Origin of the sequence: Paenibacillus soyae, from assembly GCF_024623455.1 — a bacterium.
Classification (GTDB): domain Bacteria; phylum Bacillota; class Bacilli; order Paenibacillales; family Paenibacillaceae; genus Pristimantibacillus; species Pristimantibacillus soyae.
In genome coordinates this window covers 37,484-62,018 of sequence record NZ_JANIPJ010000032.1, presented here as the reverse complement: position 1 = coordinate 62,018, position 24,535 = coordinate 37,484, and the positions used below count along the sequence as shown (strand labels likewise).

The following is a 24,535-nucleotide window of genomic DNA, read 5'->3' as shown; positions in this document are numbered from 1 at the left end:
CCCCCTCAAGATGAGATTTCCCAATTAGTAAGACCCCTTGAAGACGACGAGGTTGATAGGTTCGGGGTGGAAGCACGGCAACGTGTGGAGCTGACGAATACTAATCGGTCGAGGGCTTATCCTAAAAAGTAATATCAGCTAAAGTTCAGCAGCAAACTTTCGTATCCAGTTTTCAAGGCGCAAGCCTTGTATGAGGTTGTCTCTTAGCCGCTTTTGCTCAAGGACACATTCGCAATGTTCCCTGATAGCTCAGTTGGTAGAGCACTCGACTGTTAATCGAGTTGTCACAGGTTCGAGTCCTGTTCGGGGAGCCATACACGCTCTCATAGCTCAGTAGGTAGAGTGCATCCATGGTAAGGATGAGGTCACCGGTTCGATCCCGGTTGAGAGCTCCATAGCTTCATTGGAACTATCCGGTATCTAGAGATGGACAAGTCATATTGCTTCATTACATACGGCCCGTTGGTCAAGGGGTTAAGACACCTCCCTTTCACGGAGGTAACAGGGGTTCGAATCCCCTACGGGTCACCATTCATGGAGGATTAGCTCAGCTGGGAGAGCATCTGCCTTACAAGCAGAGGGTCGGCGGTTCGATCCCGTCATCCTCCACCATTACCGTTCGCTGGGGATTAGCCAAGCGGTAAGGCAACGGACTTTGACTCCGTCATGCCTAGGTTCGAATCCTAGATCCCCAGCCATTTCTTATTAAGAGCCATTAGCTCAGTTGGTAGAGCACCTGACTTTTAATCAGGGTGTCGTAGGTTCGAGTCCTACATGGCTCACCAGTTTTTATCCCAATGCTCCACCCAAGCGCGCGTATGGCGGAATTGGCAGACGCACCAGACTTAGGATCTGGCGGGAGACCGTGGGGGTTCAAGTCCCTCTACGCGCACCATCTATTAACTACGCAACCATCGGGAATCGATATTCCTGATGGTTTTTTATTATGACTATAAACAGCAATCCGTAAGGCTAGGGAAGTGATGGGAAATGCCTGTGCATAATTGATTATCTCTCCTTACTCCTGTAAAATCATCCACGTATAGCTTTTACGGCGATGCTCCGATACATTTTGGAGCGATTTGCGGAATTGAAGTTAGGAGAGCGATGTAGGCTTGAAACCAGAATCGGATAGAGAACATTTGCTTAATCGCAATAGCCGCAGCATGGATTCTTTCACGGGGATCCTAGAGAGCATATTCGACGCGGTGGTTATTCATTGTAATAATATTATCGTGTTCGCCAATGATTCTGCGGCGCGCCTAGTCGGCGCGAGCGAGAAGTCCGAGTTGATTGGAACGCCCATCGAGCAATATATTGTGCCGAGCGATATGGCGAGAGTGAACACGTTTATTCGTTCGCTTGATCCCCTCCCGACCGACGAAGTTCCGAATACGGAAGTCAAGCTGGTCAAATTCGACGGATCGATTATTACGACTTTGATCACGGGCAGAAAGGTGCTTTGGCAGGGAGAAGCCGTTGCGTATGTAGGCGTTATTCGGGATATTACATCGAATAAATTAATCCAAAACTCCTATGAGCAGACCCAAAGTCAGCTTAACAATATTATAAATAATTTAGATATCGGCATATGGTCGTACGATACGGTAAAACGCGAAATGCTGCTCTTATCGCATTCTATTACGGTCATAAGCGGGTTGTCGCTCGAGCAGCTGCACAGGAAGCCGAACCTCTGGTACGACGTCATTCATCCAGACGACCGCGAGGAGGTTAAACGGCTGCAGACTTGCTTGAAGCAGGGGCAAGTCTTTAAGCACACGTATCGCATCATTGATCAAGCTACCGGCCAGATGAAATACGTGCAGGATCTAACGGTGCCTATTATGGATGCGATGGGTAATCGTATACGTAACGACGGTATGGTCATAGATGTAACGGAGAAGACGCATTTCGATCAGAAGGTTAAATTTCTTGCGTATCATGATGAACTCACGAGTTTGCCAAACCGGCGTTCGTTCCGGGAGGAATTGATTCGCTCTCTCGAGATAGCGGGCAGGGAAGAGAAAAAATTGTTCCTAGCCTACCTCGACCTGGATAAGTTTAAGATGATAAACGATTCGCTTGGTCATGGCGCGGGTGATGTTTTTTTGGTAGCCGTATCCGAACGGCTGGCTTCTATAAGTCCTGCATATTTTGTAGCAAGGATCGGCGGGGATGAGTTTTCGATCATCTTCCATCCTGACATTGTGGAGGAGCAACTGGAGGTCCAACTGCGGCAGCTGGCTCAGCTATTCGAGAAACCGTTCGATATGGACGGCTACGAGTTCTACATGAATATCAGCATCGGGGTGGCGATTTATCCCGATCACGCGACGAATTATGATTCCTTGTTGAATTGCGCGGAGACCGCTATGAGATTGGCAAAGCAATCCGTTAGCACCGAGAGATATGCTCTGTATTCCACCAGCTGTTCGAATCAGCCTCTTATGATGCGAATGTTTAATGACTTGAACAAAACGATTGCCAACAATGAATTTTTCCTGATGTACCAGCCGAAGTACAGTATAAGCGGCGGACAGATGAGCGGCGCGGAAGCCTTGATCCGATGGCGTCATCCACAGATGGGAGTGTTGTCGCCCGATCGGTTTATCCCGATTGTCGAGGAATTCGGCATGATGAGCACGGTCGGGCGCTGGATCGTTCACGAGGCGTGCTCACAGATTCGCAGGTGGTCCGATAACGGTATCATATGCCAGGTCAGCATTAACCTGTCGGCGATTCAATTCCAGCTCGAGAATATCGTGGACATCATCAAAGAAGAAATCGAAGAAGCGGACATTCGCCCGGCCTTGCTGGGGCTTGAAATTACGGAAAGCATGGCTATGGATATCGATAAGTCGATGAATACCCTGACGAGGCTTTACCAGCTAGGCGTGACGATCAGCATCGATGATTTCGGGACCGGGTACAGCTCGCTCAACTATTTGAAGCGACTGCCGATTCACGAGCTGAAGATTGATCGTTCCTTCATCAATGACATCGAAGCGGATGACGGAGACAAAGCGATCGTAACCGCTATAGTGGCCTTGGCCCACAATTTGAGGCTGAAGGTCGTGGCGGAAGGCGTGGAGACGGTCGGCCAGCTGAACGAGCTGAAACGAATCGGATGCGACGAAGCGCAGGGGTATTATTTTCATAAACCACAGCTTCCGGAGGATCTTGCGAGTCAATTCAGAATGGAACCATAATCGATAATACGGGGCTGCCCTAAGTCAAATAGACTTGGGGCAGCCTCTTTGTGTTTCAAGTTAATTTTTTATAAAAAGCGGTAAACGAATTACAAAGATTAAAAAAAGTCATCCCTGTATGATGAATCTATTAAAAGTTCCATTCAATCGAGAGGGGATAAACAGATGAAAAAAGCAATGACTCTTATGCTGGCAGTCGTTCTGATGATGATGCTTGCGGCATGCGGAAGCAATGGAAGCAACGGCGCGAATTCTTCAAACAGCGGAGGAGACGAAGGCGCCAAAGGAAGCGTCGGCATCTCGATGCCGACGAAGTCCTCCGAGCGCTGGGTTGGCGACGGTGCCAATATGAAGAAGGAATTCGAAGCGCTCGGCTACAGTGTCGACCTGCAGTATGCGGAGGACGTGATCGAGAACCAGGTTTCCCAGATCGAAAACATGATTACTAAAGGCGTAAAGGTGCTGGTCATTGCTTCGATCGACGGCGAATCGTTAACGGACGTGCTGCAGAAGGCGGCAGACGAGGGGATTAAAGTCATCGCGTACGACCGATTGATTAAAAACACCGAGCATGTAAGCTACTACGCAACATTCGATAACTTCAAAGTAGGTGTTCTGCAAGCCTCCTACCTGGAAGAGAAGCTTGGCCTGAAGGACGGCAAAGGCCCGTTCAACATCGAGCTGTTCGCTGGATCGCCTGACGACAACAACGCTTACTTCTTCTTCGACGGGGCGATGTCGGTCCTTCAGCCTTACATCGACAGCGGCAAGCTGGTCGTGAAGAGCGGTCAGACAAGCATGGAGCAAGTCGCTACGCTGCGCTGGGACGGAGCAACCGCTCAATCCCGTATGGACAATCTGCTGAGCGCGAACTACGCGAGCGACAACGTGCACGCGGTATTGTCTCCTTATGACGGCATCAGCATCGGGATTATCTCCTCCTTGAAGGGCGTTGGTTACGGCTCCGGCGACAAACCGATGCCGATCATCAGCGGACAGGATGCCGAGCTTGCTTCCATCAAATCGATTATTGCAGGGGAGCAAACTTCCACGGTGTTCAAGGATACCCGCGAGCTTGCCAAAGTGGCGGTGAGCATGGCGGAAGCGGTCATCGAAGGCAAGGAAGCGGAAGTGAATGATACGGAAACTTACGACAACGGTGTCAAAGTCGTGCCGTCCTACCTGCTTGAGCCGGTATCGGTCGACAAAGACAACTATAAGGAAGTGCTTGTGGATTCCGGTTATTACAGCGAAGACGATTTGAAATAACGACGGCGGCCGTGCTAGGCTGACGGACGATTTAGTGACGGCTGCTCAGGCGCCGTCGCTAAATCGTTTATTTTAACCCTATGGAAGGCGTGGTGACGACTTTGACGGATACGATATTGGAAATGCGCGGGATCACCAAAACCTTTCCAGGCGTCAAAGCGCTGGAGAATGTCAATTTGAAGGTCAAAGAGGGCGAGATTCATGCCCTGATGGGGGAGAACGGCGCGGGCAAATCGACGCTGATGAAGGTGCTCTCCGGCGTTTATCCGCACGGAACTTATGAAGGCGACATTTTATTCAAAGGGAATACCTGCGAATTTAAAAATATTCGGAACAGCGAACAGCTGGGCATTGTCATCATTCATCAGGAGCTTGCTTTGATTCCGCAGCTGTCGATCGCGGAAAATATTTTTCTCGGCAACGAACAGGCCAGAAGAGGCATCATCGATTGGAACCATACGGTTGTTCGCACCAGAGAATTGCTGGAGACCGTAGGACTCACGGAATCGCCGAACGCGATTGCCGGAGCGTTGGGAGTAGGCAAACAACAGCTGGTGGAGATCGCTAAAGCGTTGTCCAAGGAGGTCAAGCTTCTCATCCTGGACGAACCAACGGCCGCGCTCAACGAAGAGGACAGCGAGAATCTGTTGAACCTGATGCTTGCGTTCAAGAAGCAAGGCATGACGTCTATTATTATTTCTCATAAGCTCAATGAAATTATGAAGGTAGCCGATTCCATCACGATTCTGCGTGACGGTCAATCGATCGAGACGCTGAATGTCCGCGAGGACCAAATTACGGAGGACCGGATTATTAAAGGAATGGTGGGGCGCGATCTGACGAACCGGTACCCGGAGCGGCAGCCGAAGATCGGGGAGGTGCTGTTCGAGGCGAGAAAGTGGACGGTGTACCATCCTTCCCAGCCGGACCGGAAGGTTATCGATGACGTGAGCTTCAACGTGAAGCGAGGAGAAATCGTAGGCATTGCGGGACTGATGGGAGCCGGCCGAACCGAGCTGGCCATGAGCATATTCGGACAATCGTACGGGAAGAGGATAAGCGGCCAATTGCTCAAGGAAGGCCGGGAGGTCAAGCTGACCGACATCCGCAAAGCGATCGACAACGGCATCGCCTATGTAACGGAAGACCGCAAGGAATACGGACTGATTCTGATGGACGACATCAAGAGAAACACGACGCTGGCCAACCTGGGCGGCATCGCGAAGTGGTTCGTCGTGAACGATTACGAAGAGCTGTCGGTAGCGGAGGATTTCCGCAAGAAGCTGAGGATCAAGACGCCTAGCGTCCATCAGAAAACGGGCAACTTGAGCGGCGGCAACCAGCAGAAGGTCGTGCTGAGCAAATGGATGTTCACGGGGCCGGAACTGCTTATTCTGGACGAGCCGACGCGAGGCATCGACGTTGGAGCCAAATACGAAATTTATACGATTATGAATCAGCTGGCTGATCAAGGGAAGGGAATTCTGGTCATTTCCTCCGAGCTGCCGGAGCTGCTTGGCATGTGCGACCGCATCTATGTCATGAGCGAAGGGCGGTTTACGGGAGAGGTAACCCGCGACGAGGCCAATCAAGAAGTGCTCATGAAATACATGACGAAAAGCAAAGCAGGGGGTAGACTGGCATGAAGACCGCTTTGGAGTTGGTCCGCAACAATTTCCGGCAATACGGCATGTTCATCGCTTTAATCTTAATCATGCTATTATTTCAATTGCTATCCGACGGCAATCTTCTGAAGCCGCTTAATATTACGAATATTATTCTCCAGAACAGTTATATTCTTATTCTGGCTATCGGCATGCTGTTGGTCATCATAACCGGTCATATCGATCTGTCCGTCGGTTCGATCGCGGCTTTTGTCGGCGCCGTGTCGGCTATTATGATGGTCCAATATGGCATGTCCTTCCCGGTGGCCATGATACTGTCGCTGCTGATCGGGGCGGTAGTAGGGGCTTGGCAGGGCTTCTGGGTCGCCTACATGCGTATTCCATCCTTTATTGTGACGCTCGCGGGCATGCTGCTGTTCCGGGGGCTGACGATGCTGGTGCTGGACGGGAAGTCGGTCGCGCCTTTCCCTGAAGGCTTCCGCGCGATCAGCACAGGCTTTATCCCGGATCTGCCGGGCAGCGACGGGCTGCATCTCTTGACGATTCTAATCGGCGTCGCATTGTCGCTTGTCTATCTGTTCATGGAATGGCGCGCGCGTTTAATCGAGAAGAGGTACAGCCTGGAGGTGCTGCCGTATTCCTTCTTTATCCTGAAGCTCGCCGCGGTTGTCGCGATCATCAATCTGCTTACGTATGTGCTCGCTACCTACAAAGGCCTGCCGAACATTCTGATCATGCTGTTCGTTCTGGTTGCCGTCTATACGTTTGTGATGCGCAAGACGGTAATGGGCCGCCATATTTACGCTCTCGGCGGCAACGAGAAGGCGGCGAAGCTGTCCGGCGTCAAGACGAAGAAAGTAACGTTCTGGGTATTCGTCAACATGGGCGTGATGGCCGCGTTGGCGGGGCTTGTATTCGCGGCACGTTTGAATGCCGCGACGCCGAAAGCCGGCGTGAACTTCGAGCTCGACGCCATTGCCGCAGCGTTCATCGGTGGAGCTTCCGCTTCTGGCGGCGTAGGCACCGTCATCGGGGCGATCGTCGGCGGTTTGGTTATGGGCGTCATGAACAACGGGATGTCGCTGATCGGTCTTGGCATCGATTATCAGCAAGGCATCAAGGGTTTGGTTCTTCTTCTCGCCGTCGCATTTGATTTGTACAACAAAAACAAGTCCGCCTAATAGAGAGGCGCGGGGGCCGCACAAGGATAGGTGCCCCCGCGTCTCCTTGCCGTGGTATAATGAAAGCGTTTTTGCGAGTTCTAGTAAAACGGAGGGCCGACTGGTGAAAAAAATGCTATTGCTTTACGTCGTGGTGATCGGTACGCTGATGGCCTATTTGTATATGGTGTACTTCCGGGAAGACAACGGGGGCTTAAGCGAAAACGCCGGTCTGCACGGCAAGACGGACGAGAGGTACGTCATGGTTAACTTCCTGACGGGAATCGATTACTGGAAGAACAGCCTGAAAGGGTTCGAGGACGCTGCCGAAGCGCTCGGCGTGTCGGTCGAATACCGCGGCTCGACGCAGTATGACGTACAAGAGGAAGTAATGGTGTTGGAGCAAGTCATCGCCCGCAGCCCTTCGGGAATTGCTGTTAGCGCCATCAACTCCGAAGCACTGAACGCGGCGATCAACAAAGCGGTGGAAGCGGGCATTCCCGTTGTGATGTTCGACTCCGATGCGCCGGATAGCGATGCTTACTCTTTCCTCGGCACCAATAATTATAACGCCGGGGTTACAGCGGCGCGGGAGATGGCCGAGCTGACGGGCGGCCAAGGCGAGGTGGGCATTATATCGCTGCCCAACCAGCTAAATCATCAGGAGCGCACCCGGGGCTTCTCGGACACGTTGGCCAAGGAATTTCCGAAGCTCCGGCTTGTCGGCATAGAAGACGGAAAAGGCGATCAGCTGGTCACCGAGCAGAAGTCGCTGGAGCTCATGGAGCGGTATCCGGGGCTAACCGGCATCTTCGTAACCGAAGCGAACGGCGGCGTCGGAGCAGGCAATGCTGTTCTGCAGGCGGAGAAGATCGATAAGGTCCACATTATCAGCTTTGACACGGACAAAGGAACGCTCGACATGGTCAAGAGCGGCACGATATCGGCCACGCTCGCGCAGGGAACCTGGAATATGGGGTATTGGTCGCTGATGCATCTGTTCCATCTGCATAATGAGCTTGCCGAACCGATGCCCGATTGGCGAAGCTCGGACGTTCCTCCCTTGCCGACATATGTGGATACCGGCATTACGGTTGTCACGGAGTCGAATGTCGATCAATTTTATGCGAAATAAACCTGCGGATATGCGGCAGACGGATGGTGATGACGTATGGCGGTGACGGCACTCGCAAGATTGCGCAAATGGCTGCAGCTCAACAATTGGTCGATACGTTATAAGCTCATTATTCATTTCCTGTTGATCAGCATCGTGCCTTCGTTATGCATCGCTCTTCTCATGGCATGGATCGTAGGCGGAATCATCGAGAAGCAGGTGAACGGGCATACGATGCAGCTAATCGACAATGTGAACAAATCATTGAATACGCATGCCGCCAATATTCAGAATATATCTTATTTCATCTCGATGAATCCCGAAATTCAGACGTTTCTCGGCGATGGCTATTCCGCGATCGAAGAAGATCATGAAAGGTATCGGGTTTCGAAGTTCATGCAAAGCTTCACGACGCTCTATCCCGAAATCGCGGGCATTATGGTGGTCGGGGCAAGCGGGGATTATTTCAGCAACGAGATGTACGCTCGAAGCGACCAGAGCTTGACGAGCGAAGCTTGGTACCTGGAAGCGGTCAAAGCGAAAGGCATCTTCAAAATGATCGGCCATCCGTCTAACCGGAATGTGGCGTCGCACGCCAACTACAAGGACAGCGAGGTTGTCTCGGTCGTAAGGGCGATACAGGACCCGGAAACCCAGCGGACCAAAGGCGTCGTGCTCATCGATTTGAAGCTGCGCGTAATTGCGGAGACGGTTCGCGACGTCAGGCTTGGTAAATCAGGTTATTTGATGGTCGTCAACGATGTAGGAGAGATCATCTACGAGCCGCGAAACGCGAAGCTCTGGGGAATTGAGGAGGAGTGGCAGTCCTTGCAGACGTCCGGAACCTTCTCCAGAAGGATTGACGGACGGGAGCTGCAATTCATCTATCAGAAGTCTCCCTTCACGAATTGGACGACGGTAGGCGTATTCGACGTCAAGGACAGCGTACAGGAAATTAAGGATATTCATTTGTATTTGGTCGCTTTCGTATTTATCGTCAGCATGCTCGGAATGACCGCCTCCTACTATTTATCCCATTCGATTTCGCGGCCGATTACGCAGCTTGCTTCTTCCATGCGCAAAGTGGAGGAAGGCAATATGACGGTACGTATACCCGTAGGGCGCGAAGACGAGGTCGGCATGCTGGGCCGCAGCTTCAACAACATGCTGCAGCAGATTAGCCGCCTGCTTACGCAGGTTGAGGAAGAGCAGCGGCAGAAGCGGGAAGCGGAGCTGCGCAGCCTGCAAGCCCATATTCAGCCACACTTCCTATATAATACGCTGGATACGATCCAGTGGCTGGCGCGCAAGGACGGCGCGCGGGAAGCGACGGAAATGGTGGAGGCATTGTCCAAGCTGTTCCGCATCGGGCTAAGCAAAGGACAGGAGATGATCCCTCTTAGCGATGAATTCGAGCATATTCGGAGCTACTTGAAAATTCAAAAAACCCGCTACAAGGACAAGCTTAATTATGCAATCGACGTGGATGCAAGCTGTGACGACGCGCTCGTGCTGAAGCTGATCCTTCAGCCGATCGTAGAGAATGCGATCTACCATGGTATTAAGGAACGTCGAGGTCCCGGCATGATCGCCATCTCGGCGGCCGTAACGGAAGGCATACTGGAGATCGTCATCGAGGATGACGGAGCGGGCATGACAGAGGTGAGGCTTGCGTCCATACGGGCGTCGCTTGAAGCAGTGGCTCGAGCCGAAATTCTCGCCCCCATTCCCGTTCAAGCCGATTCTTCGGGCATAAGAGGCTTGACCGCAAGCTACGGTCTCCGCAACGTGCAAGAGCGCATTCGGCTAAGCTTCGGCGAGCCGCACGGACTGACGATAAGGAGCAGACATAAGATGGGGACGACCGTGACGATCCGTCATCCCGTTATCTATCGGAAGGGGAGGGAGAAGGAATGAGCCGCAAGTGGAGAGCGTTAATCGCGGACGACGAAGCGATTATCCGGGAAGGCATCCGCAGCTCGGTGCCTTGGGAGGCGCTGAGTCTGGAGGTCGTCGGAGAGGCGGAGGACGGCGAAGAAGCGCTGGAGCTTGCCGTAGAGAAGCAGGCGCATGTTCTGCTCGTCGATCTGAGCATGCCGATCATGAACGGGCTGACCTTGATCGGCCACCTCCGTCAGCAATTACCGCATTGCAAAATCGTGATCGTGACCGGGCACGACGAATTCGCGTATGCCTACGAAGCGATCAAGCTGGAGGTCGACGACTATATTCTGAAGCCGGTTAATCCGGAAGCGCTGACCGAGGTGCTGAGACGGATCGTTCAGAAGCTGGAGGAGACGGCGGCGAACGGGGAATTGCTGCAAATGGCGGCCAAGCAGATCGACAAAAATTTTGCGCTTCTAAGAGAACGGTTTTGTCTGGAGTGGATGAAAGGCGAGTTGTCCGAAGACGAGATTGCCGAGCAGCTCGCCTTCCTGGGAATGCCAAGCGAGGCTCCGGATATGGTGGGTGTCATCCGATGGCCGGAGCAGTCGAAAGGCAAGGCGTTTTTCTCCGAGAAGGACCGGCAGCTGTTATTGTTCGCCATCGAAAATATTATGGAGGAGCATCTGCGGGAGTACGCCAGCGTTCATTTCCGCGATGATGTGGGACTGATCGTCGTGCTGATCTGGGGCAGGCCGGACGAGTCGGCATTCAGGCAGATCGAAACGGCTGTCGCCGACTATCTGAAGATTCAGATCGTGGCCAGCTTTCTGGAGAATCGGGAAGGAGATGTGCCCTCGCTCTATGCGGAGGCGAAATCGTCCGTTAATAAGGAGACCCGGTTGTCGCCTCTCGTGCGACGGACGAAAGAGTTGATCGGAGAACGGTACGCCGAGCCATCGCTGTCGCTGGAAGGCATCGCGAATGAGCTGAACGTATCGCCCGTATACCTGAGCAGGCTCTTCAAGCAGGAAGCCGGGGCTTCCTTCATCAGCTTGCTGACGCAGACCCGTTTGAAGGAAGCGATCCGGCTGCTCAGCGAAACGGACTTGACGATGAACGAAATCGCGGAGAAGACCGGCTACGAATCGCAGCACTACTTCAGCACCTCGTTCAAGAAAGCGACGGGCTTGCCCCCGAACCAATATCGTAAGCAGCAATTGTGAATATCTGATGACAATAACGACATAATAAGCAAATTAATAGACAGATTCCCGTGTAAGCCGAAACGTTTCCCGTATTCCCCTCGTACTACTTGACTATTCTGCTTTATAAAATATGGAGGTGAATCCCTCGCTAGAGGGAACGTATTGGACTTAGCCATCGTCATTAATTTGCTTTTGGTTGTGTTGCTTGTTGCATTGACCGCATTCTTCGTAGGAGCCGAATTCGCCGTCGTCAAAGTGCGGATGTCCCGAATCGAACAATTGATCACGGAGGGTAACAAGAGGGCCGTCGCCGCGAAGAAGCTCGTGACGGAGCTCGATTATTATTTGTCCGCGTGCCAATTGGGTATTACGGTGACGGCGCTGGGTCTCGGCGCGCTAGGCGAACCGACCATCGAGAAGATTCTTCATCCGATCTTCCATGATTGGGGAGTATCCGACGCATGGGCCACGCCGATCTCGTATGCGCTTGCCCTCGCGCTTATGACATTCCTTCACGTCGTATTCGGCGAGCTTGCTCCGAAGACGCTGGCGATTCAATTCGCGGAACGCATGACGCTGCTGTTGTCCGGTCCTCTTGTTCTATTCGGCAAGCTGTTATTCCCGCTTATTTGGCTGCTTAACGGATCCGCCCGCGTATTTCTACGTATCTTTGGCGTACAGCCGGCCGGACATGAGCAGGCCCATTCCGAAGAAGAGCTGAAAATTATTATGACGCAAAGCTTTAACAGCGGCGAAATCAATCAAACCGAGCTTGCCTATATGCAAAATATTTTCGATTTCGACGAGCGCGTGGCGAAAGACGTGATGGTTCCCCGCCTGCAAGTGATCGCAATCGACGAAAGAATGTCGAACGAGCAAATTTTGACTATAATCGATGAAAATCGTTACACCCGCTATCCTGTGACGCAAGATGGCGATAAAGATAAAATTATCGGATTCCTGAACGCGAAGGAATTTGTCACCGACATGGCGCTGGGGCGCGAGACTCCTCTGCGGGAGCTCATGCACGAGATCGAGGCCATTCACGAGACGGCTCCGCTTCAGGACGTGCTGCTGAAGATGCAGAAGAAAAGCGTGCATATCTCTCTTGTCGTGGACGAGTATGGCGGCACGGCCGGCATTATTACGATGGAGGATATCCTGGAGGAGATCGTCGGCGAGATTCGCGACGAGTTCGACGCCGACGAACAGCCGGATATTATGAAGGTATCCGACAACGAATACATCGTGAACGGACGAGTGCTGCTCAGCGATCTCGAGGAGCAGTTCGGCATCCGGTTCGAGAACGACTACAACGTCGACACGATCGGCGGCTGGCTGCAGGTCCAATTCATTTCGCTGGACGAGGAGCCGGAGCCAATCGACCATGGGGAACATCGCTGGACGATCGTCGAGATGGACAATCATCAAATATTGAAGACGTCCTTGCGGCTGTACGTGAATAAGAAAGAAGAAGCGGCTGAGGAAGAAGCGGTGAGATAACAAGGGTGGACAGCCTGGCTCCGAAGAGGAGCCGGGCTTTTTTGAGCCCTTCCATGTTCCGGCAGTTGCAATCCGCGGCGGGATCATGTATGATCAAGGTCTAACGTACTTCATGCGCGCGTATGGCGGAATTGGCAGACGCACCAGACTTAGGATCTGGCGGGAGACCGTGGGGGTTCAAGTCCCTCTACGCGCACCACTTACGAATAATGAATGCAACCCCTTCCGGAAGGAAGGGGTTTTTTGTTGTTTTATAGTTCAAGACGTTCAGGCGTCGGGGTGGCGCCTCCTGCCCGCGTAGCCGTCGTTCCAGCCGTGATAATGAGCGATCCGGTCCTCGCCTTCCCTCCAGCACAGAAGCGCTTCTTCGCCGTCCACGATCGCGGGGAAATCGAGCAGGCCCGGCGTAATCATTTTGACGAGGACTCCTTGGCGGGAGAAATTATCCATGTGCAGGTTGAATTCGACTTGCATGAAATCCAGCTTGCTTTCCAGCTCGAAGAGAGGGTCGCCCTTGGTTGTCTTGTAGGAGGCCTTCATCATGCGATAAGCGATATATTGTTCCTCCAGCTCCTCGGACATCTCCTGCAGACGTCCCAGCTCCGCTTTCAGCTGCGGCAGCAGGGCGTTCGCTTCCTCCAGGGTAAATCTCTTGATTGTCACCGTTTATCCACTCCTTGATCAACAGTGTACTAAATGAATGGCGGCTCCTTCAACGAATTTATTGCGTAAGGCTACATTTTTGGCGGGGCGGGTCCGATATAGTTCCCAACAAACATCCGGCGGGACCGGGGAAAAAGGCGGGGGCGTTCTTGAGAATGCAGGCGGGCATCAGAAAAGCAGGATACCGGGCGATTGCGGTTATCGCGGCTGTGACCATCGGGCTGGCATTGCCGGGAGGGGGCGCGCACGGGGAAGAACAAGTCTCATCGGCGGCTTCTCGCGGATTCTTCAGCAAATGGATGAAGACAGAAAGAGTGGAAGAACTGCTGCGTGAACGGAAAGCTAAGGCGAAGCCGAGCGTCGCGATAGCCGCAGTCGAAACGGAATATTGGCGCTACCAAGCAGGCGGCAAGCTGAACAAGCCGCTCCCGCTGTCGGACGGCAAGCTGTTCGCGACGACGGAGAACGGGCTTATTGCGATACTTGATCCGAACGGCAAAGCCGTCTTCTCCAAAAATCAGTACACGGGACTAACGGCGCCTGTGATGAACGGGAAAGGCGATATTTGGATCACGGGCGGAAGCGCCCGGCTATACCGTTACGACGGCAAAGGCAATGGCGAAATGGCAGGCATCTATTACTTCCAGAAGAAGACGGAAAATCTGATGCCGTCGGCCGCCGTCGCGGATGGCGAAGGACGCCCGTATTTCTCGTACCAGCACGCGATATTGTCCCTGGATGCCAAAGGCGCCAAAGAGATGTACGTGCTGCCCGAGGGTGTGTCCGTCCGCGCGATGGCGCCGGCAGGCAAAGGCGTCTACGCCCTCGCCAGCAACGGCACGTTGTACGCCGTGCACGGGAGCAAGCTGCTGTGGCAGGCCGAGCTGCCGGCGGCGCTGCGGAAGGGCATGCCCGCCGCCGACGGAACGGGCGGCCTCGTGATTGCCGCGGGCAAGGCGCTCGCGGGCTATGAAGCGGACGGCACGGTCCGCTTCACGCGCGAGCTGTCCGCCGCGCCCGCCGGCGGCGGCTGGTCGTCCCCGGTCGTGTTCCCCGGGGACGACGGCTCGATCATTGCCGCGGAGCTCGGCGGCAATGACGTGGTTTCGTTCCGCCTCCGGGACGGGGCGGAACGGTGGCGCCTTAGCGCCAGCGGGGCCGGCGGGTTCGGCCCCGCGGCGCTGGCTCTTGCGCCGGAGGGCGCAGAGGGCGGCCAAGTGCTGGCCGCCGCGCGCTCCGGCGCGGTGATCGCGATCGACGCCGCAGGCCGGATCGCGTACACCTACAAGCACGCCGCGGTCAGCGCAGCGGGCGGCGTGGCGGCGCTTGGCGGCGGACGGATCGCGTTCGCGTCCGCCGACGTGCTGGTCGCGGCGGGGCCGTATCGGCCCGTCGCGGTCACGTACGCGGCAGCTTCGGGGACGCTGAAGCTGCCGCTGGGCACGCGGCTCCTGCTTGCGGACAAGCTGACGCTGTCCGCTCCCGTCGCCGTCAGCTACCGCTCCGACAATGGGAATGTCGTACGCGTGAGCCCGGAGAGCGTCGTCACCCCGGTGGCGGCCGGCAAAGCCAGCCTGATCGTGGACGTGACGACGCCGGGCTACAAGGGACAGCTGAAGCTGCCGGTCGAGATCACGGCCTCTTCTTCGAAGCTTAAAGCGACGCACGCCTCCCAGAAAATCAAGCTCTCGAATGGAACGACGTATACGGTGCAGACCGTTACGATTCCGCGAGGCATGCCGGTCACGCTGGGCATCGCCAAACGCTCCGTAGGCGCCTCGCAATCGCTGGCGGATATCGCCAAGGCGTACGGCGCGGATGCGGCGGTTAACGGCACTTATTTTTCGGCCTATGAAGGACTTCCGGAGCCTTACGGGATGATGATGTCGGACGGCGAGCTCGACTTTATCGGCAATACCGGAACGACCATCGGTTTCACTTGGGACGGTACCGTCCTGATGGACAACCTCCGCGCCAAAATAGTAGGAGGCACGAACGGCTCGTTCTCCCACCCGAACAACTGGTACGCGTATTTCGTTAACCGCACGCCGACGAAAGGCGCTTCCTCCGCGGTCATGTTCACGCCGAAGCGCGGGGCGAAGCTAGGGTTTGCCTACGGTACCGCCATCACGGTCCGGGGCGGCATCGTCACGCTGAAGAGCAGCAATCAGAACGCCGCCATTCCGGCCGACGGATATGTGCTGGTCTTCACGGGAGCCGAGGAGAAGCTCGCGGATAGGTTTAAGGTAGGGGATAAGGTCGACTACAAGCTGGAGACCAAAAACCTGGGCGGACAGCTCATCGACTGGTCGCGCGTCCATACCGCGGTCGGCGCGGGCCCTAGGCTGGTGAAGGACGGCAAGCTGGCCGTCAACGCGAAGGCCGAAGGCTTCACCGAAGCCAAGATCCTGACGAACGCGGCGGCCCGGAGCGGGATTCTGGTCAAGAAGGACGGGACGGTCGTCATCGCCACGGTCCCGGCCGCCACCATGAACCAATGGGGCGAAATCATGCTGAAGCTGGGCGCCCATCAAGCCATGAACCTGGACGGCGGCGCGTCCTCCGGCCTGTACGCGGGCGGTAAGCTGATCACGACGCCGGGACGTCTCATCAGCAACGCTCTCGTGTTCGGCAACCATTTGAAGTGGTAATGGACCGCTCTAGCCGCAATCGCGGCCGGATGCCCGCCAACAAGGAAAGGACCGCGCTTAGCGACCCGCTGCGCGGTCCTTTTCTTCACCTTTCGAGCTCTCCTCATCCAATCTTCACGCTTTGTTCATGCAGGCATCATTTACACATTGACATTAGGCGTGAGAACCATTATCATTATTATGTCATTGATAATCGTTATCAATTTTTAGGGATATGCAGTCTGCAGATATGAGGCGCAGCGGAAGGAGCGTGCTTGTCACATGATTCGGTTAACGACTTCGGATCTCGACATTGCTTATGAAGATCGTTTAATTGTGCAAAACTTGAATATTGCCATCCCGCAAGGGAAGATCACGGCTCTGGTAGGAGCGAACGGATCCGGCAAATCGACCATCCTGAAGACGATGGCGCGGATCATGAACCCAGCCAAAGGCAATGTTCTGCTGGACGGCAAGTCCATTCATAAGCAGTCGACCAAGGAAGTGGCGAAGCAGTTGGCCATCCTGCCTCAGAATCCGACCGCCCCGGACGGACTGACAGTATCTGAGCTCGTATCCTACGGACGTTTTCCTTATCAGAAGGGCTTCGGCTCCATGAAGAAAGAAGACCGCGAGATTGTCAAATGGGCAGTGGAAGCGACAGGCATGGGCGATTTCGCCGACCGCCCCGTCGATCATCTGTCCGGCGGCCAGCGTCAGCGCGCTTGGATCGCCATGGCGCTTGCGCAGGAGACGGACATTCTGTTCCTCGACGAACCGACGACGTTCCTGGACATGGCGCATCAGCTCGAGGTGCTTCATCTTCTGAAGAAGCTTAACGAAGCGAATAACCGCACAATCGTCATGGTCGTTCACGACCTTAACCATGCGGCGCGCTACGCGCATCATATGATCGCGATCAAATCCGGAGTGGTGAAGGGCGAGGGCACGCCTCTCGAGGTTATTACGCCGGAGATTATGCGCGAAGTGTTCAACATCGAAGCGGACATCGTGCCGGATCCGCGTACGGGTCTGCCGCTTTGCCTCCCGTTTGCGCTTGCCGCGCAGCCATTGGCCGACCGGGTCATGGGGAACGACGGCAACGAGCAGGACCGACGCGAAGAATGGACCGCCGCGGGCGCATAGCGGTTAAGGCGCTTTACCATTTATGAAGCTAATCACCGCTTTCCCTCTTGAGGGAGGGCGGTTTTTTAATTGTAAATTATGCATGTCAAAAGAAGCATAGATACCTCTTTTTTGAGAATAGCGGGCAATTTGGCGTTATTTTCTTGGATGTAGACGTCTGCTCGGGAATAGCGGCAATTATACCGTTAATTTCGAGGGCAGAACGTCGAGTGGGCAATATGGTACTGTACTAACGGTAAAATCGCCGCTATTTACGGATATAGGGGAAGTTAGCTAAAAATAAGGTTACAATGTCCGTTAAATTAATTCTGGTCATTGTGCGGAGGTGGTAGGAAAATATGCGGAATGGCGGACGGAGGAGGAGTAACGCGAAGGCACCTATAGGTGATATTGTTCTCCACTGACAGCTTCCGTTTTTCTCTGCGGCGGCACTTCAAAAAAACTTCATTTTTTTTTCGCGAAAGAACTTGCAATCCGGTTCGCAAGATGATATATTATTACTTGTCGCCGCGATAATGTTCTTAATGAAACGACGACAAACATGATATGCGGAAGTGGCTCAGCGGTAGAGCATCGCCTTGCCAAGGCGAGGGTCGCGGGTTCGATTCCCGTCTTCCGCTCCATAATTTTTGCGGCCTTAGCTCAGCTGGATAGAGCGTTTGACTACGAATCAAAAGGTCAGGAGTTCGAATCTCTTAGGCCGCGCCATTTTTACTTAAAGAATGAAGTCGATATATCGGGACGTAGCTCAGCTTGGTAGAGCACCTGGTTTGGGACCAGGGGGTCGCATGTTCAAATCGTGTCGTCCCGACCATTCATTCTTATATGCGGGTGTAGTTCAATGGTAGAACTTTAGCCTTCCAAGCTAATAGCGTGGGTTCGATTCCCATCACCCGCTCCAGTTATCTAAACTTCGGAACCTTCTGCGATGCAGAAGGTTTTTTTGCATATTGGCGAATGCTAAGGTCAATGGGGATTTAGCGCATAATCGTCAGAATAAGGCGACAGAATGCGCTTTAGGGCTTCAACGGAGTAGTAATTTGTAGTATGATGATAGAAGTGATTACGCCATTAACTGAGAGTAACCTTACAGAATTGGAATAGGCATGTGCGTGAATAAGTGCGGATGCTTTCAACGTGGGTTTGCTGCACAGATTTGTAGGAGGAACGGTATGTCGGAACAATCTGCAACTGCAACAACAACGGCGGCTAGTCGGACACAGGCGAACAATTTGCTAAGACGCGATGTTCGTTTCCTTGGCAACATTCTTGGCGAAGTTCTCGTTCACCAAGGCGGGCGGGAGCTGCTTGACATCGTTGAGCAAATCCGGGAGCAGAGCAAGGCGCTTCGCGCGGACTTTATCCCTGAGCTGTTCGATCAATTCAAATCGACGATTTCTTCGCTCAGCCCCGAGATTCGCCATCAGGTCATTCGGGCGTTCGCGATCTATTTCCAGCTGGTCAATATTGCGGAACAGAATCATCGGATTAGACGGAAGCGCGATTACGAAGTATCCGCGGGCGAATCTGTTCAGCGGGGCTCCATCGAGAGCGCTGTTCAAGATCTGAAGGAACGCGGCATCGCCGTCGCGGACGTGAAGGAAATTCTGGGCGACATCTCGCTTGAATTGGTCATGACGGCTCACCCGACGGAAGCGACGCGCCGCGCGGTGCTCGACATTCACAAACGGATTGCGGAAGACGTCATGCAGCTCGACAACCCGACGCTGACATTCCGCGAGCGCGAGAAGCTGAAAGAGAAGCTGATGAACGAAGTGCTGATCCTCTGGCAGACCGACGAGCTGCGCGACCGCAAGCCGACCGTTATCGATGAAGTGCGCAACGGCCTGTACTACTTTGACGAGACGCTCTTCGAGGTTCTTCCGAACGTGTATGAGGAGCTGGAGCGTTGCCTGACCAAATATTATCCGGAAGAGAAATGGCATGTGCCGGATTATCTCCGATTCGGCTCTTGGATCGGCGGCGACCGCGACGGCAACCCTTCCGTAACCGCCAAAGTCACTTGGGAGACGCTGCAGCTGCATCGCCAGCTGGCGCTTCGCAAGTACGAAGAGAAGCTGAACGGGCTTATGGACATTCTCAGCTTCAGCACGAATTTGGTGGACGTGTCCGAGGAGCTGCTGGATTCCATTAAGCAGGACCGCGAGCATGTCGAGCTGAAGAACATCGAGCTGTGGCGCAACGCGAAGGAGCCTTACCGCATCAAGCTGGGCTTCATGCTGGAGAAGCTCGCGAATACGCGGAGCGAGTCGCTCAAAGGTTCGCCGATGCGTTACAACCACCCGAACGAGCTGCGCGAGGATTTGCTTGTGATCGATCGCAGCCTGCGCAACCACTATGCCGATTACGTGGCGGACACGGACTTGGCCAAGCTGGTTCGTCAGGTGGAGCTGTTCGGCTTCCATCTGATGGCGCTGGACGTTCGTCAGCACAGCAAAGAGCACGAGAACGCGATGGCCGAGATTCTGGCCAAGATGCACATCGCAAGCGACTACGCGTCCCTCTCCGAAGAGGAGAAGACCGAGCTGCTTCATAAAGTACTTAACGATCCGCGTCCGCTGACGTCGAGCCATCTCGATTACTCCGAGTCGACTCGCGAATGCTTGGACGTGTACCATACGATCTACCGGGCACAGCAGGAGTTCGGCGAGAACTGCATCACCAGCTATCTGATCAGCATGACGCAGGCAGCCAGCGATATGCTGGAGGTCATGGTATTCGCGAAGGAAGTCGGATTGTTCCGCCACGAGGCGGACGGATCGGTACGCTGCACGCTGCAGTCCGTGCCGCTCTTCGAGACGATCGACGACCTGCATGCGGCGCCAGGCATCATGAAGGAGCTGTTCGAGCTGCCGATCTACCGCAAAGCGGTCGAATCGAGAGGCAACCTGCACGAGATCATGCTCGGTTACTCCGACAGCAACAAGGACGGCGGCGTGGTGACGGCGAACTGGGAGCTGCGCGTCGCGCTGAAGGAAATTACGGCCGCGGGCAAAGAATACGACGTGAAGCTGAAGTTCTTCCACGGCCGCGGAGGAGCGCTTGGTCGCGGAGGGATGCCTCTGAACCGCAGCATTCTCGCCCAACCGCCTCATACCATCGGCGGCGGCATCAAGATTACGGAGCAAGGCGAAGTGCTGTCTTCCCGTTACTCCATGCAAGGAATCGCATACCGCAGCCTGGAGCAGGCAACTTGGGCGCTCATTACGGCGGCGCGTCTTGCGAAGTATCCGCAGCAGGAGCCTGCGGCCGAGTCGGAATGGGATGCAATCGCGCGTTCCATCTCGGAGACGGCGCTAACGAAGTACCAGGACCTTATTTTCCGCGATCCGGACTTCCTGACGTACTTCAAGGAGTCGACGCCGCTGCCTGAGGTAGGCGAGCTGAACATCGGTTCCCGTCCTTCCAAACGGAAGAACAGCGACCGCTTCGAGGATCTGCGCGCGATTCCATGGGTATTCGCTTGGACGCAGAGCCGTTACCTGCTTCCGGCATGGTACGCGGCAGGCACGGCCCTCCAATCGTACTTGCAAGACGATGAGGCGAAGCTGGCCACGCTCCGGACGATGTACGAGCAATTCCCGTTCTTCCGCACGCTGATCGACAATCTGCAGATGGCTCTGGCCAAGGCGGATCTGGTCATCGCCAAGGAATACGCGGACATGATCAAGGATCAAAGCATCCGCGATCGCATTTTCTCGCAAATCGAAGAAGAATACGCGTTGACGTCGAAGCTTATCTTAAGCATTACAGGCCAAGACGAAATTCTCGACAACGTGCCGGTTATTCAGGAGTCGATCCGACTCCGCAACCCGTACGTCGATCCGCTCAGCTACATGCAGGTGCAGCTGCTCACCGAGCTTCGCGCATTGCGGGCGGACGATCAAGACGATCCGGAGCTGCTCCGCGAGGTGCTGCTCACGATCAACGGAATTGCAGCCGGCCTTCGCAATACGGGCTAGAATCGGACGCTTTACGTTTCATAAGCTGTCATCATCCGCGGTTATCGCGGATGATGGCGGCTTTTTTAGTTTTCTTTTAGTTCGACTTAAGATTGGTTTAAGGTACAGCCCTCATGATAGAGATATCAAATACGACAGCCATTCATGAGGGAGGATGACGAATATGAGTTACGATACGAATGAATATAGAAGCCTGGAAACGAACGGAGAAGATAAGAAACGACAATCGGAGATCACCATTGCCCCGCAATTCGAAGCGTACTACAAGGAAGTGGCGGCAAGCGGTCCTGTCCGCAGCAAGAAGAAAAGAAACGCGATGCCTATGTTCGCTGCTTTCTTGGCGGGCGCGGTCGTTATTGGCGGCCTGACGTTCGCGGCGGATCGGAGCAACCTGTTCACGGGCGGTTCGCCAGCAACCGAAACATATGTGGACAGCGGGGCAGCTTCGGGCGGCGCGGGAGCGGGATTGACGACGGCGTCCTTCGACACGGCGGACGATATCGCCTCCATCTACGAGGAGTCCAGTCCGGCGGTCGTGAAAATCGAGAACTATGCCGCCCAGCAGCAGTCGCAGATCGATCCGTGGTTTGGACAGTTTTTCGGCAATAGCTCGCGGGGCGGCAGAGGAGAATCCTCGCAGCAGACTCCCGAAAGCGGGGGAGAGCTGACATTGAGCGGCTCGGGGACCGGTTTCTTCTTCGATAAGGAAGGCTACATCCTTACGAATGAACACGTCATCTCTGGCGCATCCGAAGTCAAAGTGACGGTGCAGGGCTATGACGAGCCGCTTACCGCAGAAGTGCTGGGCTCCAGCTACGAGCTGGACCTGGCGGTGCTGAAAGTGGCGAGCCCGGACGACGCGGACTTCCCGGCGCTTGAGCTGGGGGATTCCGATGAGACGCGCATTGGCGACTGGGTGCTGGCGATCGGCAATCCGTACGGCTTCGATCAGACGCTGACAATGGGCGTGCTGAGCGCGAAGGAGCGTCCGATTACCATCGCGGATGAACAAGGCGAGCACACGTACGAGCACCTGCTCCAGACGGACGCATCGATTAACCCGGGCAACTCCGGCGGCCCGCTGCTGAACGAGGACGGAGAGGTCATCGGCATCAACACGGCGGTCAATTCCGAGGCGCAGGGCATCGGCTTCGCGATTCCGACCACGACGATCCTCGAGGTGCTGGAAGGGCTGAAGACGAACACGCTATAATGGGCTAGAAAAAAGGGTATGGCCAGCGGCATCGCGCCGCTGGCGGCCCTTTTTTTGATCCGCAGCAGGCGCGGAACCGCGCGATCAGCGCGCCTGCAAGAGTGAAAATCACTCTTTCGCACCCCCACGGCCCTTACCGGCACTGCATCCCGCCGGCATAGACTTTATTCTCGCGCGCTCCTCCCTAACCAAACTGATCGGTGCTCCGCCACCAAACGTCTTGCATTTTGCCTGCAGGTCGATTACCATTTTTCTAGAAGGCAATATCATGGTCTGACATGCAAGGAAGCTCATTCATTCGATGAATTCCGACACGCCGCGGGCGTTGTCGATAGATGTAAGGTTGGTGGCGAAGAATCGTCCGGGGCATGCGCCAATGTCGAAAGTGGGCGGACGATCGAGACGTTTGGAGGAATAGATAGGTGAACGTGCTGGAGAACAGGCTTGCGCGGCTTGCCCTTAAGGGCGATCAGCAGGCATTCGCGGAGCTTGTGGATCTGTACCAAGATAAGCTCTATCATATGGCATACCGTATGCTGAGCAACCGGCAGGAAGCGGAGGATGTCGTTCAGGATACGTTTTTGCGGGTGTACAAAAACTTGGACCGCTTCGACGAAACGTTGAAATTCTCGACGTGGATCTATCGGATCGCGACGAACCTGTGCATCGACCGGCTGCGGAAACGCAAGCCGACCTATTCGCTGGATGCGGAGTCTCAGGATTACGAAGGACTTGACGGCTACTCCATGATTCCGAGCGACGACAAAACGCCGGAGTCGGAGTTGATCCTGTCCGATACGCAGCGAATCATTCATCAAGCGATGGAATCGCTGCCGCCGAAGTACAAGTCGGTCATGATGCTGAGGTACATACAGGATTTATCGCTGCAGGAGGTCGGGGACATCCTTGGCATGCCGGTCACGACGATCAAGACAAGGGTTCACCGCGGCCGCGAGTTTCTGCGCAAGAAGCTGGAGCACCGTTTGTGACGGAAGAGCGAGCCGAACGGCGCCAAATATTTTTTTGAAACATCCCTTTTCCTCATACGTATCCTAATAACGAGCTCACGCGTAAAAACGAAATGAAACCTGCGTGACACGTCATGCGTATTTCTTTCGGCTGGCAAGACAACGTTACCCGTCACTTATTAATCTTGGCACGGAGAGTGCCCATACATTTCGCAAGCTTAAACATCAGAAGAAAGGAATGGCTGCAATGGAATGCAAAGTCGCCATCGTCAAAATCCATGATTACCTGGACGGCGAGCTGCCGCGCGAGGAGATCATCGCCCTGCAATCGCATATGAAGACCTGCCCATCCTGCAGCGCCCGGTTCGAAGAGCTGGAGAAAGCGGACGCGGCGGCATTCGCCGCATGGGAGGCGGTCAAGCCGTCCGCGAGGTTGGACGAAGCGTCGTCCAGACAACTGAAGGAACGGATCATGTCACAGCTTCCGAAGCCGAAGAGCAAGGAACGCGGAAGATTCGCAAGCCTCCTGTACAAGTATCCCGGACTTACCGCCGCGGCCATTTTCCTGCTCGTCATCCTCGGCAGCTTCGCCACGACGTGGGACGAGGATTCCCAGATGATCGTATCGGGGGAGGACTTGCAGCATGTCGTCATTGACGGCAATACCGTGATCGTGCCGGAGGGCGTGCAGGTTACGGGCAACTTGACGGTAGAGAACGGCAAGGTCGAGGTGCAAGGCTCGGTCGACGGCGACGTTACCGTCATCGACGGCTCCATGGTGCTCGCATCGACGGGGCATATCGCGGGTCAGAGCCGCGAGATCGACCAGGCGCTGGATTGGTTCTGGTTTAAGGTAACCTCCGTATTCGGAGGCGTACTGCCGCAATGAACGCAATAGCTTCCCTTTACTCGTAAAGGGGAGCGTTTTTTTTCGACAGTGTTTTTGGAGATTTTTCTGAA

At 54.6% G+C, this 24,535-nt stretch carries 15 protein-coding genes, 12 tRNA genes and 1 rRNA gene; 27 read left to right on the top strand and 1 reads right to left on the bottom strand.

Annotation, left to right across the window (positions count from 1 at the left end; all coding sequences use genetic code 11):
- The 17 genes from NQZ67_RS28100 to NQZ67_RS28020 form a co-directional block, all read left to right on the top strand.
- Window positions 1–124 (top strand): 23S ribosomal RNA (locus NQZ67_RS28100); the annotation flags it as partial.
- A gap of 114 nt (window positions 125–238) precedes the next feature.
- Window positions 239–314: transfer RNA gene (locus tag NQZ67_RS28095), tRNA-Asn, on the top strand.
- Between the two features lie 5 nt (window positions 315–319).
- Window positions 320–395, top strand: a tRNA-Thr gene (locus NQZ67_RS28090).
- 61 nt (window positions 396–456) lie between these two features.
- Window positions 457–531 (top strand) — tRNA-Glu (locus NQZ67_RS28085).
- A gap of 5 nt (window positions 532–536) precedes the next feature.
- A tRNA-Val gene (locus tag NQZ67_RS28080) sits at window positions 537–612 on the top strand.
- Window positions 613–623: 11 nt separating this feature from the next.
- A tRNA-Gln gene (locus NQZ67_RS28075) sits at window positions 624–698 on the top strand.
- Between the two features lie 11 nt (window positions 699–709).
- Window positions 710–785, top strand: a tRNA-Lys gene (locus tag NQZ67_RS28070).
- A gap of 27 nt (window positions 786–812) precedes the next feature.
- Window positions 813–895 (top strand) — tRNA-Leu (locus NQZ67_RS28065).
- 220 nt (window positions 896–1,115) lie between these two features.
- Entirely contained in the window at window positions 1,116–3,209 is a 2,094-nt protein-coding gene (locus tag NQZ67_RS28060) for a sensor domain-containing protein (RefSeq protein ID WP_257452511.1), read from the top strand.
- Window positions 3,210–3,374: 165 nt separating this feature from the next.
- Window positions 3,375–4,478 (top strand): multiple monosaccharide ABC transporter substrate-binding protein, encoded by a 1,104-nt coding sequence (chvE, locus tag NQZ67_RS28055; RefSeq protein WP_306813109.1) that lies wholly within the window; start codon window positions 3,375–3,377, stop codon window positions 4,476–4,478.
- A gap of 101 nt (window positions 4,479–4,579) precedes the next feature.
- On the top strand, window positions 4,580–6,124 hold the full coding sequence (gene mmsA / locus NQZ67_RS28050) for a multiple monosaccharide ABC transporter ATP-binding protein (protein WP_257452514.1): 1,545 nt from the start codon (window positions 4,580–4,582) through the stop codon (window positions 6,122–6,124).
- Entirely contained in the window at window positions 6,121–7,284 is a 1,164-nt protein-coding gene (mmsB, locus tag NQZ67_RS28045) for a multiple monosaccharide ABC transporter permease (RefSeq protein ID WP_257452510.1), read from the top strand. Before mmsA ends, mmsB begins: the two co-directional genes overlap by 4 nt.
- Window positions 7,285–7,387: 103 nt before the next feature.
- The gene (locus NQZ67_RS28040; protein ID WP_257452509.1) at window positions 7,388–8,398 is read left to right on the top strand and encodes a substrate-binding domain-containing protein; all 1,011 of its coding nucleotides are present in this window, start codon (window positions 7,388–7,390) and stop codon (window positions 8,396–8,398) included.
- Window positions 8,399–8,434: 36 nt separating this feature from the next.
- The gene (locus NQZ67_RS28035; RefSeq protein ID WP_257452508.1) at window positions 8,435–10,294 is read left to right on the top strand and encodes a cache domain-containing sensor histidine kinase; all 1,860 of its coding nucleotides are present in this window, start codon (window positions 8,435–8,437) and stop codon (window positions 10,292–10,294) included.
- Window positions 10,291–11,487, top strand: coding sequence for a response regulator (locus NQZ67_RS28030; RefSeq protein WP_257452507.1), 1,197 nt, complete (start codon window positions 10,291–10,293; stop codon window positions 11,485–11,487). The genes NQZ67_RS28035 and NQZ67_RS28030 overlap by 4 nt, the downstream gene beginning before the upstream one ends.
- Before the next feature lie 144 nt (window positions 11,488–11,631).
- On the top strand, window positions 11,632–12,972 hold the full coding sequence (locus NQZ67_RS28025; protein ID WP_257452506.1) for a hemolysin family protein: 1,341 nt from the start codon (window positions 11,632–11,634) through the stop codon (window positions 12,970–12,972).
- 116 nt (window positions 12,973–13,088) lie between these two features.
- Window positions 13,089–13,171, top strand: a tRNA-Leu gene (locus NQZ67_RS28020).
- Between the two features lie 68 nt (window positions 13,172–13,239).
- Here NQZ67_RS28020 and NQZ67_RS28015 read toward each other — a convergent pair.
- On the bottom strand, window positions 13,240–13,635 hold the full coding sequence (locus tag NQZ67_RS28015; RefSeq protein WP_257452504.1) for a DUF2203 domain-containing protein: 396 nt from the start codon (window positions 13,633–13,635) through the stop codon (window positions 13,240–13,242).
- Window positions 13,636–13,790: 155 nt separating this feature from the next.
- Between NQZ67_RS28015 and NQZ67_RS28010 the strand changes: the two genes are divergently transcribed.
- The 10 genes from NQZ67_RS28010 (at window position 13,791) to NQZ67_RS27965 (ending at window position 24,464) form a co-directional block, all read left to right on the top strand.
- A complete protein-coding gene (locus tag NQZ67_RS28010; RefSeq protein WP_257452512.1) occupies window positions 13,791–16,286 on the top strand; it encodes a phosphodiester glycosidase family protein in 2,496 nt (831 codons plus the stop codon).
- A gap of 261 nt (window positions 16,287–16,547) precedes the next feature.
- Entirely contained in the window at window positions 16,548–17,411 is an 864-nt protein-coding gene (locus NQZ67_RS28005) for an ABC transporter ATP-binding protein (RefSeq protein ID WP_257452502.1), read from the top strand.
- A gap of 548 nt (window positions 17,412–17,959) precedes the next feature.
- Window positions 17,960–18,034: transfer RNA gene (locus tag NQZ67_RS28000), tRNA-Gly, on the top strand.
- A gap of 8 nt (window positions 18,035–18,042) precedes the next feature.
- A tRNA-Arg gene (locus NQZ67_RS27995) sits at window positions 18,043–18,119 on the top strand.
- 29 nt (window positions 18,120–18,148) lie between these two features.
- Window positions 18,149–18,225: transfer RNA gene (locus NQZ67_RS27990), tRNA-Pro, on the top strand.
- A gap of 13 nt (window positions 18,226–18,238) precedes the next feature.
- Window positions 18,239–18,312, top strand: a tRNA-Gly gene (locus NQZ67_RS27985).
- Between the two features lie 271 nt (window positions 18,313–18,583).
- Window positions 18,584–21,394 (top strand): phosphoenolpyruvate carboxylase, encoded by a 2,811-nt coding sequence (gene ppc, locus NQZ67_RS27980; protein ID WP_257452495.1) that lies wholly within the window; start codon window positions 18,584–18,586, stop codon window positions 21,392–21,394.
- Window positions 21,395–21,557: 163 nt separating this feature from the next.
- Window positions 21,558–22,607 (top strand): S1C family serine protease, encoded by a 1,050-nt coding sequence (locus NQZ67_RS27975; protein ID WP_257452494.1) that lies wholly within the window; start codon window positions 21,558–21,560, stop codon window positions 22,605–22,607.
- Between the two features lie 422 nt (window positions 22,608–23,029).
- The gene (gene sigW, locus NQZ67_RS27970; RefSeq protein WP_257452493.1) at window positions 23,030–23,596 is read left to right on the top strand and encodes an RNA polymerase sigma factor SigW; all 567 of its coding nucleotides are present in this window, start codon (window positions 23,030–23,032) and stop codon (window positions 23,594–23,596) included.
- 226 nt (window positions 23,597–23,822) lie between these two features.
- Complete coding sequence (locus tag NQZ67_RS27965) at window positions 23,823–24,464, top strand: zf-HC2 domain-containing protein (RefSeq protein WP_257452492.1); 642 nt, start codon at window positions 23,823–23,825, stop codon at window positions 24,462–24,464.
- Window positions 24,465–24,535 lie beyond the last annotated feature (71 nt).

Coding starts and splice junctions, on each gene's coding strand:
- NQZ67_RS28030 (WP_257452507.1), top strand. CDS start 10,291: ATGAGCCGCAAGTGGAGAGCGTTAATCGCGGACGACGAAGCGATTATC.
- NQZ67_RS27965 (WP_257452492.1), top strand. CDS start 23,823: ATGGAATGCAAAGTCGCCATCGTCAAAATCCATGATTACCTGGACGGC.
- NQZ67_RS27975 (WP_257452494.1), top strand. CDS start 21,558: ATGAGTTACGATACGAATGAATATAGAAGCCTGGAAACGAACGGAGAA.
- NQZ67_RS28005 (WP_257452502.1), top strand. CDS start 16,548: ATGATTCGGTTAACGACTTCGGATCTCGACATTGCTTATGAAGATCGT.
- chvE (WP_306813109.1), top strand. CDS start 3,375: ATGAAAAAAGCAATGACTCTTATGCTGGCAGTCGTTCTGATGATGATG.
- NQZ67_RS28010 (WP_257452512.1), top strand. CDS start 13,791: ATGCAGGCGGGCATCAGAAAAGCAGGATACCGGGCGATTGCGGTTATC.
- NQZ67_RS28035 (WP_257452508.1), top strand. CDS start 8,435: ATGGCGGTGACGGCACTCGCAAGATTGCGCAAATGGCTGCAGCTCAAC.
- mmsB (WP_257452510.1), top strand. CDS start 6,121: ATGAAGACCGCTTTGGAGTTGGTCCGCAACAATTTCCGGCAATACGGC.
- ppc (WP_257452495.1), top strand. CDS start 18,584: ATGTCGGAACAATCTGCAACTGCAACAACAACGGCGGCTAGTCGGACA.